This window comes from Snodgrassella sp. M0351 (genome assembly GCF_016100575.1).
GTDB classification, from domain to species: Bacteria; Pseudomonadota; Gammaproteobacteria; order Burkholderiales; family Neisseriaceae; genus Snodgrassella; species Snodgrassella alvi.
The window spans coordinates 1,400,898-1,413,490 of record NZ_JACFSG010000001.1; the positions used below are offsets into that span (position 1 = coordinate 1,400,898).

Consider the following 12,593-nt stretch of genomic DNA (forward strand, 5'->3'; position numbering starts at 1 on the left):
AGTTATGCTAATCCGCATAACTTAGTACCAGCGTGTTTATTAAAATAATTTTTCTGCTGCTTTCCGGCCCAGACTTAATAATTATTCCGCATAGCAATTAAAAATCTGTATTCTTATTATCTGGTTATTCATTTAAATCTTTGTTTATCTGATTCTGAGAAATAAATCTGCCATGGAATGCCTGTAAAAAAGCAGTTTTGGCAGATTTGGTATAATACACATACTACTAATTTTCCGGCAATCTCTGTGCCATGTCTGTATACGAACTTAACCAAATCCTGAGTAAAGACCGCTATTATCTGTATCAAGCCTGTAAAAATCCTGCCCGTTTCGGTGGCGAGGAAAAAGTAAACAGCCGTTACCAGCGTTCTCATCAGGCTTATCTGCAACGTCTGGCCGGACTGCCTGTACCCGAATACGATAACACTTTGCCAGTGCATGAAAGACGTGAAGAAATCAAGCAGGCAATCAGTCAGCATCAGGTCGTTATCGTTTGTGGTGAAACCGGTTCCGGTAAAACCACCCAGTTACCGAAAATCTGTCTTGAGCTAGGCCGTGGAGTAGCCGGACTGATTGGTCACACTCAGCCAAGGCGGCTAGCCGCACGCTCAGTAGCCGAACGAATTGCTGAAGAACTGCATAGCCGGATCGGACAGCATGTCGGCTATAAAGTGCGTTTCAATGATAAAACCGCGCCGGAAAGCTACATCAAGCTGATGACTGACGGCATTTTGCTGGCAGAAAGCCAGACCGACCGCTTTCTCAGTGCTTACGATACCATCATCATTGATGAAGCGCATGAACGCAGCCTGAACATTGATTTCCTGCTTGGTTATCTCAAACAACTGCTGCCACGGCGCCCAGACCTGAAAGTCATCATTACCTCTGCTACAATTGATGCCGAACGTTTTAGTAAACATTTCACACAGAACGGTGTAGCAGCACCGGTGATTGAAGTATCCGGACGTACCTATCCGGTAGAAGTACGTTACCGTCCGCTGCACACCACAGATGCAGACGAAGCTGAAATAGAAATCAATGATGCCATCGTCGATGCCGCAGATGAGCTGGCACGAGAAGGTGAAGGTGATATTTTGATTTTTCTGCCGGGTGAAAGAGAAATTCGCGAAGCAGCACATGCATTACAGCAATCACCTTTGCGTCGCAATGATGAGATTCTGCCTCTATTTGCACGCCTGTCAGCAGCCGAACAGCATAAAATCTTTCATCCCAATGGTCGTCAGCGGCGTATCGTACTGGCTACCAATGTTGCCGAAACCTCACTCACCGTACCCGGTATCCGCTATGTTATCGATACCGGACTGGCGCGGGTAAAACGCTATTCAGCCCGTGCTAAAGTCGAACAACTGCATATCGAACCTATCAGTCAGGCTGCGGCTCATCAGCGCGCCGGCCGTTGCGGTCGCGTTGCCGCCGGTATCTGTATACGCCTCTACAGCGAGCAGGATTTTAATCAGCGCCCTGCCTTTACAGATCCGGAAATTATCCGCAGTAATCTGGCGGCTGTAATCCTGCGCATGATCAGCCTGAAACTCGGCGATGTTAATGCATTCCCCTTTCTCGAAGCACCTGACCAGCGCTATATCAATGACGGCTATCAGGTATTGCTCGAACTGGGCGCAGTAAATGAACATAATCAGCTAAGCAAACTTGGTGAGCAAATGGCACGTCTGCCAGTAGACCCGCGTATCAGCCGCATGCTGCTGGCGGGGAAACGCTTGCAATGCGTTGCCGAAATGCTGGTTATTGTGGCTGCGCTGTCGATTCAGGATCCGCGTGAACGACCAATGGAAGCTCGTGAAGCTGCTGCCAAAGCACATGAACGTTTTAACGATAAGCAGTCGGATTTTCTCGCCTATCTGAATATCTGGGATTCCTATCAGCGCGAACGTGACAAAGGGTTATCCAATCGTCAGATGGTGCAGTGGTGTCATCAATATTTTCTTTCTCATCTGCGTATGCGCGAATGGCGCGAGCTGCATCACCAGCTGGCACAGATTGCCATAGATATGGAACTTACCGATAAGGCCGGTGCTTACCGGCAATTACCAGACAATCATCCCCGTCCAGCCATAACTGACAGCAGTGATCAGGACTTATCCGCAAAACTCAAACAGCAGCAAATCGTCCGCCGGCAGCAGCGTCAGCAACGGCAACAGGTAAAAGAAGCCAGCTACGAACAAATTCACCGTGCCCTGCTGACCGGACTAATAGCCAATGTCGGACTGAAAAGCCCCGAAGGCCACGACTATACCGGTGCACGAGGAATTCATTTTCACCTTTTTCCGGCATCCGCTCTGTTTAAAAGTAAGCCTAAATGGATTATTGCTGCTGAGCTAACCGAAACCTCACGACTTTATGCCCGTGATGTCGGCAAGATTGAACCGGAATGGATTGAAAGCGAAGTACCTCATCTTCTGCGCTATCATTATTTTGAGCCACACTGGGAACAGAAACGCGGTGAAGTGGTGGCCAGTGAACGCATTACTCTTTATGGCCTCACTGTTCTGCCCCGCCGCCCGGTTGCCTATGGGCGCATCAATGCCAAAGAAGCACGCGAAATTTTTATTCGCAGTGCACTGGTAGCGCAGGAATGCGATCTTAAAGCAGCTTTTTACCGGCATAACCATCAACTGATCGAAGAAATCACCGAACTGGAACATAAATCACGCCGGCAGGATGTACTGGTAGATGAAGAAGCACTGTTCAGTTTCTACGACCAGCGTCTGCCGGCAAATGTAGAAAACAAAGGCCGTATTCTGCCGCTGGCTGATATCCGTACCTTTGAAATGTGGCGTAAACAGGCAGAGGCAGAAAATCCGAAACTATTGTATCTGAGCCGTGACGACCTGATGCAACATGCAGCCAGTAATGTTACTGAAAGCCAGTTTCCGGAATACCTTGATACTACAGACGGTCGCTGTGCGCTCAGCTACCGTTTCGAACCCCATCATCCGTTTGACGGTGTCACTATAGCTGTGCCTCTGCCACTGCTTAACCGCATCAATGCATCCAGACTGGAATGGCTGGTTCCCGGCATGATTCGAGAAAAGCTGCAGTTACTGATAAAAGCTTTACCCAAACAAATTCGCCGGATCTGCGTGCCTGTACCTGATTTCATCACTACATTTCTCAGCAATCATCCCGATATCAATGCGCCTTTACTGCCTCAGCTGGCACATGCCATTGCCCGTCAGGCCGGAGACATGCGTCTGCTTAACCAGATAGACATCGAACACTGGCAAACCCAGCAACTACCGGCACATTGTTATTTCAATATTCAGGTGATTGATGACAGCGGCACAGAGCTGGCCAGCGGCCGTGATCTTATCAGCCTGCAACAACAGCTCGGACAGGCGGCTGCGGTTACTTTCCGTGACAACAGCAATGAGTTTGAGCGAGATAACATTACCAGCTGGGATATAGGTAAACTACCGGAAAGCATCAAGTTTGCCCGTGCTCAGCAACAGCTTACCGGCTATCTCGGCCTGCAACTGCAAAAAAACGGCAGTATTTCCCTGAGGCTGTTTGATACAGCGGCGGCTGCCGAACAGGCACACCGCAGCGGCGTACTTGCTCTGATGAGTCTGCAACTGAAAGAACAGGTTAAAGACCTGAATAAAGGTCTGCCCGACTTCACCCAAATCGCCATGCTGCTTAAACACCTGGGTACTGATACTTTGCGTGAAGACCTGACTCATGCCGTTCTGGATCGGGCTCTGATAGGTGAAGATGAACTGCCGCGTGATGAAAGAGCTTTTAAAGAACAGATAAAACGTGCCCGCAGCCGTTTACCGGCAGTTAAAGAAGCTGTTAATCAATATGCCCTGCAAACAGCGCAGGCTTATACTGAAGTCAGCAGCCATCTGGGTAAACACCCGTTAACCCCGCTTCTGCGTGAGCATCTGAACAGTCTGGTTTATCCGGGTTTTGCCAGTGCCACACCATGGCAGCAGTGGCCACGTCTGCCGGTTTATCTGCAAGCCATGCTCAGACGTATGGATAAATACGGCAGTAATCCGGCACGTGATAATGCACGGGAAAACGACATTCAGGAACTTACTGATACCTGGCAAAAAAAAGTACAGCAATACCGGCAACAAAATCAGCCAGTACCTGCAGCCATTGCCGAATTCCGGTGGATGCTGGAAGAACTTCGCATCTCCCTGTTTGCTCAGGAGCTGAAAACACCCTATCCGGTTTCAGCAAAACGTCTGAGCAAAGAATGGGATAAACGCACGGCTATTGTATAAATGTACTCAATAAAACAGCTCTGTTCAGAAAAACAGAGCTGTTATCCGGTTCCAACGGCAGTTATATGTCACAGATTTCTATTTCTCTTTTTCTGCTAACTCCTGGAAATCTTTATCAATATAACCGGGCAAACGAAATCTCACTTTGCCAGGGGGCAGCTCAATACCCATTTTCTGTGCCAGTAACTGCCCGTCAATATACTTATTTTCAAAAACCGGTACTGTTATTTCACCAAGAAAAACCATCAACTGTTCATAGGTCTGAAAACAGACAGCACACCAGTATTCACTGTCAGTCACCCTTTGTCTGAGCTGCGCAGGATTTTTTTTAACCTGTTGAAATTCTTCTTTCAGCTCTCTCATCTGTTCTAATGCATCTGCATCTGTATTCCTGTCAGCATGCTTTGAACATGAAACTGGTTCGGATTTACCTCTCTGCCTTCCTCTGTTATAAACAGATTGTGCAGATACTTTAATTTTCATTGTTTTATCTTTTTCCATTAGCACATTCCCAGCGATAAATTTCTAAATCACACAGCGGAAAATACTCCAGAATTTTTCGGTAATCCTTCGGATAGAGTTCTTTAACAGGTAACAAAAAACGTAAATCCAGACTATCAAATGAGCAGCCAAACACCCTGTAATCACTTCCCAGCCTGATGTTATGCTGCTTAAAACAGCGGAGCAAATCCCCTTTTTTCCAGTCCCATACTGGATAATACTGACTCTGACTCTTCACAATCGATCCGTGTCTCTGCATACTCAGGCGCTGTTTGGAACTATGTTCCACTCTGGTACCATTCGCTACCGGTGTATTGGACGGTAAATTAAATTTTCTGCACATCATCCGGCGGATATCGGCAAAATCAAAATTCACCAAATTTGCCTTATCAATCACAGATATATTAGATGGTGGCTGAAAAACATGTGCACTGAGCATCTGATACAGTGCAGGATGCGGCAAACGGGTAATTTTGAAATTAAACTGGCGTTCATATAAATCAAGCTGTTCTTCTACAAATTCCAGCTCGGGCACCAGATACAAATAATAGGGATAAATCTTAGTAAAACTATCCCTGATTGCCAGATACGCAGCAACAGCATTCTTACCTGTGCTAAATGCCAGAATACTCTGACGATGATCACAGGCCACCTTCTGGACTGTTCTGGCTCCAGATAAAATAGCCATATTCGCAAAATTCCCTTATAAACCAATATTGCATAATCCAATCAGTATAGCCAAAATAAATTTAAATACTCAATATCTTACAATTACCCTAAAATATTAAAAAATATAAAAAATAGCTACATACTCATTAAAACAGCAATAAAAAAGCATAGCTAACCTTATTTGAATAAATTTATGTCTGGCATTCAGCTTATTATGCAAATAAATACCTAATGATATATCTGGTAAAGTTTTTGTTTCCTGCTTCAACCAGCTTCTTGACACTAAAAGCTATTTCCCAGCACATATTAATAAGTCGGCTTATATAAAAAAATTATAATAAAAATCAGTAATTTACAATATTAGACATTACATTAATTTCTGATTTAACATCATTCATAACACAGTTTTAAAAATATTTATATATATATCAAAACTATATTCAAAATATTTTGTATATTTCAGTAATAATAAGAAAATATTTGTAGACATAAATTAATTTGACTGATATTATTAATATCTGAATATCTAAGCTATTTATTTCCCTGACCCGGTCATTTTGTTTATAAGCTTTTCTCCTACATTCCGGCTTATAAATTTTTAAATGCCGGGTTCTTTTTTTATATATAGTCAGAAATCAATTTACATTACTAAAATTTTATTCTTTTTTATCTATTCTATTTTTCTCACTTCATTAAAAAACAGAATAAAAAAATTTCCTCATAAATAACTGTTAATTTTAAGTAAATTATTTGTGGTTTTTTTACAAATTAATCAAATTTTTATACTTTGCTTTTTTATATAGGTATTACAATTTTCGAAGCAGGCATCAAATTCATCTTTACTGCTAAAGTCTTTTCTATCCAAATATATTAAACGTCTATATGATCTGATAGAGTTTTTTCTCTTTAAATACAAATAAATTCTATTGTGAAATTTAATCACTGAATAAAAATCCTGCCACTCAAAGTATGTCTTATTTCCTTTTTTTTCTTTTGTCAGGCACTCAGAAGTAATTTCAATAATATAATTGCCAAATCCTCCTATTTTTTCAAATTCATCCTTGATTTTAAATATCGGATAGAAAATAGTTATAATATTCAGAATTATCAGAGAAACTGTTATTCTATTTATATAAATATTATAAGCATCAATACCAATTACTATAATCAATATTGGAAGTGTCATAATAAAAGCATAAAAGGCTTTAGTATTTATTTTAATAATCATAGGATTAATCCGGTAAAAATAAATTTATAATTACTGATGTTTTACTTACCACTATATAAATTTTTTTTAACGCCTGATTTTTTCATTTTAGCCATTACATTATACATTTATTTGTTAACTTAACATCGACAATAAATCCTCAAGTCAGACAGCATTCTGTTAAATTAAAATTTTAATTTCTTAAAAAAGAATTTTAGTTAGCCTGAAATCCGGTTGATTATCCGTTTTACTACTTATCATAATCAGAAAGTGATTTTTAAGTTTGCCATTCCTGAATTACTGTGCCAGTGGCTGCCATTTTCATACTGATACTGAATACCTGCTTTCAGATTATGGCTGATCTGTACGTTTCCACCTACAGCAGCATTCCAGCGTGTTTTTGCTGAAGCCCATTTACCGGAACGTTCATTTCCGTGTATTCCGGCAAAACCTCCGCTCATTGCATATTCTCTATCGCGAAAATCATGCTCAATACCCAGCTGTCCGAAAATATCAAACACAGTATCCCGTATACCAAAACGATATTGAGTAAGAATACTGGCCAAACCAGCTACAACACCTTTATTAAGCTTTCGGGCATATAAACCATAACCGTTTGCCCCGTTTTCACTAAAATGATTCTGTTGTAAATAATCATATCTCAGACCGAGCTGCGGTGTCAGAATCAATTGATTCAGATAAAATGCTTTACCTCCTTTAAAAGCCAGTTGCCATACGTTACCTTTGGCTTTTGCTCCCGTGGCTTCTGACGACTCACCCAACCATATTCGCCGGTTGACATCATTGGAAAAACGGTTGTATCCAAAGCTGCCGGATATGTAGGCGCCGTTCCATCGGTTTGGCGCATAAAATGAACCTACTGTTAAACCATTGGTTTTAATATCAGCATTGCCATATTGTTCATTCCAGCCGGTATTTTGAAAAGTATAGGCCATCGCTGCAGATAATCCGTTACCAAATTTTTTACTGATACCGAATATACCGCTATTAGTATTCTGTTTTCCTCTGATGACAGTGGGATTCCAGCGATTCTGTGAATGATTAAATTCCATAATCACGTTAACCTCATCAGAGTTATTCTGAATTGAAGACATAAAGTCACTATTCAGTTTTCCTAATGTCAGAGTGCTGACCATATTAGCGTTACTGTAAACCGCACCGGATAAAGAATATAACGACCGCCTTAAACTCTGAGCGGACTGTACATTCTGAATTCTGGCCGCACCATCGAATAATTCTTTATCCTGTTCACTATATTGGTCCGCTGCGGGTATACCATCCAGCTGGCTGAAAGCCGTATCCACAGCTCTGGCAGCGGACTCTATTGCCGGATCGGCAATACTGCGGGTTAACAGACCATTATCCATAACAGCTTTTTGTGCAGAAATACGGGTAATATCAAAATCTACGTTATTGTCATCGTAAACCGTTTTACCATCTAGCAGAATTCCGCCGGAAAATTCAGTTGAGTCAAATTCACCCAAGCGTTTTTGTGCATTAATAACAGCTACTTTTATCCCTGTCTGAGGCACAAAACCGGCTTTAAGCGCATCGAAATATAATCTACCGGCCAGACTGGCAGTACCATTGACAGTAGTTCGGCTACCAAGGCTGGTCTGAAAAGTACCCGCTGCCGTCTGGTTAAAACTACCATTAACAGTGGCATCCCGACTAATAAATGTACCTGAATTATCTACTGAACCAGTGAAGCCTTTAACCAGATAAGCAGCATCTTTACCAATTTGCGTTGCAGACTGGCTACTGCCATTTACAGCCAGCGTACCGGAATTAATCTGCGTTTTACCCTGATAAGTATGATTACCCTGCAATATCAGTGTTCCGGTACCATCTTTGATTAGCCCGCCTTGCCCGCTGATATCATTACTGAATACATAGCTGCCGTCGGTTACATTTGCTGAGAAATCACCGAAGGCAAATTGTGCCGGTCCGTTAACCGCCTTACCAATATTCAGCAGTCCCCAGCCATATACCGAATCTACACCTTTAGCGCCCAGGTCAGTGGCCGTCGTCAGTAATGTGGTTCGTAAATTATTATTGGTCATCCAGGGATATTTTTGTTTAACCAGTGCCGCAGCAGCAGTAACCTGCGGAGCAGAAAATGAAGTGCCCGTGATATAGGTTAGTGGCAATGCATTAATATCATCGCCGGGCTTTGCGTATAAATTAGCAATCTCATACTGATAATAAGCCACCATACACCAATTTTTAGTATCGCCGCATCTGTTGGAAGACTGTTGAATTGTATTATCGCTATTTACACCAGCAACAACGATCCAGCCTTTCTGCAATTCAGGTTCAATTAAAGGAAATAACGATTCAATACTGGGCTGACTTTGCCCATCATTGGCAGCTGCCCAGATAAACAGCATATCATCCCGAACCAGAGAAACAAAACGACCGATATAGGATGCAGATTTATCAGCAGGATTATTTGCATTTAAATAAGCTTTAGCTACATTAGTGTACCATTGCTTATTACTATAATAATTAGCGCCATAACTATTATTGACGATTTTCACGCCAGCCTTATCAAGCGCGTTAAACGAATCTATGGTAGCCAGTAAATTGATTAATCCCGGCCCACGGCTATCTGTTGCACTGGCTGAATAAATTTGCACCTCCGGAGCAATTCCAATTTTTTTACCCCTGACATCTTTACCAGCAATATTTAAAGCTACTGCATCACCATGCGGGTAAGCTTTACCATTATAAGGTGTCCCGAACTGTCCCAAATCAACAACATTGTCAGGTAAAGCCGGATGATTAACATCGACTGGCAAATCAACAATACCGACCTTCACCCCCTTACCATCCAGCCCCTGATCCCGTGCATCTTTCAGATTTAGTAGGTTAGCCTGTGTATTATCCTCACCGTATACACTGCGGGGATACTGGTTTTTACTCAACGGAACTTTTATTGCTGATTCGGTACTGTCCATTCTCGACGGATTGGATGAAGGAACAGGAATATTATCAGCCGGATCTATCGGAGTCGGATTAACCGGCTCATGTTTGTCTGGATCTGGATTAACCGGAGGAGGAGTAACCGGAGGAGGAGTAACTGGTGAAGGCACATTCGGTGTATTTTCTCCGTCTCCCGGTGTCTGGTTTCCGGTACCGGGATCGGTTCCGCCCGGTTTACCGCCAGTTTCTGTAGAATTAGAATGAACACCACTGCCACCGCCACCACATGCAGTTAAAGCAAATGAAACAGCAATCACTATTGATTTAAGCATTAAAGCTGAATGTTTCATACTGGCTGTTCCTTTATCTTAATTTGAAAAATAAATATAAAAATTTAAATTTCATTTTTATTAATATTTCTTGATAACCTTAATGAACATTGATTTGCTTATTCAGTTCGGGTTTAGCATTCAGGCATGATACAGGGTCTAAATTACTGATTTACTTGTCTATATATTTATTAACCAAATAAGATTTTTTTTATCTATTTTAATATTCCGTACTATTATGTATTTAATTTCAGATTGGTAAATTATAAAAAAATATACCAAATAAATAATTTATAGCTTTATTTACAATATTGATTTAAACCGGCGAAATACAGGCTCTGAAAGGCATTAATGCAGTATCTCATTAAAAAAAATAAAATTTTTACGCATAAAGAATAATATTTTTAAAATTTTTTACTCATAAAACATAAATATATGCTTTATAAATTAATTATATTTGACTTGATATATTAAATATTTAGAAGAAAACATTTAAATAAACAATATGCGATTAAATTCAGCTAATTATTACTTATATTAAAAATACTTTCATAGACAACAACTTACACAATCAGTTACCGTTATAAAAGGAACACAAGGCAACAAACCGTAACTTGTTTAGATAAATAAGGAGATAAGCATGAACAAACGCAAACCGCTAAAAAGAGATATTAAATTCAGCACAACTGAAGAATTAAGGGAAAATGCACGCAAAAATTATGAAGACGGACCGATTACTTCTACGTATGAGCTGGATGTAGAACGGGTAATCGAACTGCTTAATATAGCTTTGGCTTCAGAATGGGTGTGTGTACTGCGTTATCTGCGACATTACTACATGGCAACCGGCCTGTTTATGGATGCCGTTAAAGAAGAATTTATGGAACATGCAGAGCAGGAACAAAAACATGCAGCTATGCTGGCTGAACGTATCACCCAGCTTGGCGGTGAACCGGATTTGAATCCGGATGTGTTTATTCAGCGTTCACCGACAGAATATATTGAGGGAGAAACTTTACGGGATATGGTAGAGTCAGATTTGATTGCAGAACGTATTGTGATTGATCTTTACCGGCAGGCCATTATGTATGTCAGCGATTATGACACTACTACTAAACGCATACTCGAACATATTCTTGCTGAAGAAGAAGATCATGCAGACGAATTATCCGACATGATGGAAGGTTTGGATGGTAAACCCGTATCGAAAAAAATAATTTAATAATTTAGTGATTTAACATAAAAATCCGTAGTTAGTCTGCGGATTTTTTCAGACTGCTTTTCCAGCCATTAGTGTATGTTTGAACTTTATATTTATTATTATTTCAAACTATCTATTATGACATAATTCTATTTATCTTTATAGCAATAAATCGCTCAAACTTGAGGCAGATTAATAATCAGATAAACCTTTTAAAGAAAATACTCAGGTAAATTGTGGTGTGAATCTCTTTGCACTACAATCATATTAAGAGGTTTCCAGAAAGATATCTGGATTATTTTTCAATAGTTTATGGAGTAAACAACATGAAAGCAATGGTGTACTACGGAGCAGGTGACATTCGTTTTGAAGAACGTGCTAAACCAGTTATTATCGAACCAACTGATGCAATCATTCGTTTAACCCGGACAACTATTTGCGGTACCGATCTGGGTATCTGGAAAGGAAAAAATCCGGAAATTGAACAAACCGCCATTCAAAAAGACGGTCAATTCAACGGTCGTATTCTCGGGCATGAAGGGATTGGTATTATTGAAGAAACAGGCAGTGCGGTTAAAAACTTTAAAAAAGGCGATAAAGTCATTATTTCCTGCGTCAGCCGCTGCGGTACTTGTGAAAATTGTCAGAAACAGCTTTATGCACATTGCCAGAGTGGTGGCGGCTGGATTATGGGCTACATGATTGATGGTACTCAGGCTGAATACGTACGTACTCCCTTTGCAGATAATTCACTTTACCGATTACCGGCAAATTTAAATGAAGATGTGGCTGTTTTGTTGTCAGATGCCTTACCTACTGCACATGAAATCGGCGTGCAATACGGTGATGTTAAACCAGGCGATACAGTAGCCATTGTCGGTGCCGGCCCGGTAGGAATGAGTTGTTTATTAACCGCACAATTATACTCTCCCTCCCAGATTATCATGATTGATATGGATGATAACCGCCTGCAAATGGCAAAAGAGCTGGGTGCCACGCAAATCATTAATTCTGCCAGTGAAGACGCGGTGGCGCGTGTTCTGGAATACACCGGCGGCCGCGGAGTAGACTGCGCTATGGAAGCTGTCGGGCTTGAAGCCACATGGAATATCTGTCAGCGCGTGGTAAAAGAAGGCGGACACTTGGCTAACGTAGGTGTACATGGGCAATCAGTCAACTTTGAGCTGGAAAAACTCTGGATTAAAAATCTTACCATTACCACAGGTCTGGTTAATGCCAACACTACCGGCATGTTGCTGAAAACCTGTTGCTCAGGCAAACTGCCGATGGAAAAGCTGGCTACTCACCACTTCCACTTTAATGAACTGGAAAAAGCTTATGATGTCTTTAAGCATGCTGCAGATGAAAAAGCCATGAAAGTTATTATTGATTATTAAATACTGCCGAGCAGATAAAAGCTTTAATGAAATCTGCCCTACTAAATAAAGCAGCCATTAAGGCTGCTT

7 protein-coding genes are annotated in these 12,593 nt (G+C 41.3%); 3 read left to right on the forward strand and 4 right to left on the reverse strand.

Annotated features, from left to right (window positions below):
- Positions 1-251: 251 nt before the first annotated feature.
- On the forward strand, positions 252-4,274 hold the full coding sequence (gene hrpA / locus H3V01_RS06175) for an ATP-dependent RNA helicase HrpA (protein ID WP_198186272.1): 4,023 nt from the start codon (positions 252-254) through the stop codon (positions 4,272-4,274).
- A 78-nt stretch (positions 4,275-4,352) separates the two neighbouring features.
- Here hrpA and H3V01_RS06180 read toward each other — a convergent pair whose 3' ends face one another.
- The 4 genes from H3V01_RS06180 to H3V01_RS06195 form a co-directional block, all read right to left on the reverse strand.
- The gene (locus H3V01_RS06180) at positions 4,353-4,775 is read right to left on the reverse strand and encodes a hypothetical protein (protein ID WP_198186273.1); all 423 of its coding nucleotides are present in this window, start codon (positions 4,773-4,775) and stop codon (positions 4,353-4,355) included.
- Positions 4,762-5,463: a phosphoadenosine phosphosulfate reductase gene (locus tag H3V01_RS06185; protein WP_198186274.1), complete on the reverse strand. Its 702-nt coding sequence runs from the start codon at positions 5,461-5,463 to the stop codon at positions 4,762-4,764. The genes H3V01_RS06180 and H3V01_RS06185 overlap by 14 nt, the downstream gene beginning before the upstream one ends.
- Positions 5,464-6,216: 753 nt before the next feature.
- Complete coding sequence (locus tag H3V01_RS06190) at positions 6,217-6,672, reverse strand: YcxB family protein (protein WP_198186275.1); 456 nt, start codon at positions 6,670-6,672, stop codon at positions 6,217-6,219.
- Between the two features lie 242 nt (positions 6,673-6,914).
- Positions 6,915-9,947 carry a S8 family serine peptidase gene (locus tag H3V01_RS06195; protein ID WP_198186276.1) on the reverse strand — a complete coding sequence of 1,011 codons (3,033 nt, stop codon included), beginning with the start codon at positions 9,945-9,947 and terminating at the stop codon, positions 6,915-6,917.
- A 619-nt stretch (positions 9,948-10,566) separates the two neighbouring features.
- On the opposite strand from H3V01_RS06195, the gene H3V01_RS06200 reads away from it, so the two are divergent.
- Together H3V01_RS06200 and H3V01_RS06205 are read left to right on the forward strand one after the other, a co-directional pair.
- The gene (locus H3V01_RS06200) at positions 10,567-11,148 is read left to right on the forward strand and encodes a ferritin-like domain-containing protein (protein ID WP_025331132.1); all 582 of its coding nucleotides are present in this window, start codon (positions 10,567-10,569) and stop codon (positions 11,146-11,148) included.
- Positions 11,149-11,453: 305 nt separating this feature from the next.
- Positions 11,454-12,524 carry a zinc-dependent alcohol dehydrogenase family protein gene (locus H3V01_RS06205; protein WP_198186277.1) on the forward strand — a complete coding sequence of 357 codons (1,071 nt, stop codon included), beginning with the start codon at positions 11,454-11,456 and terminating at the stop codon, positions 12,522-12,524.
- Positions 12,525-12,593 lie beyond the last annotated feature (69 nt).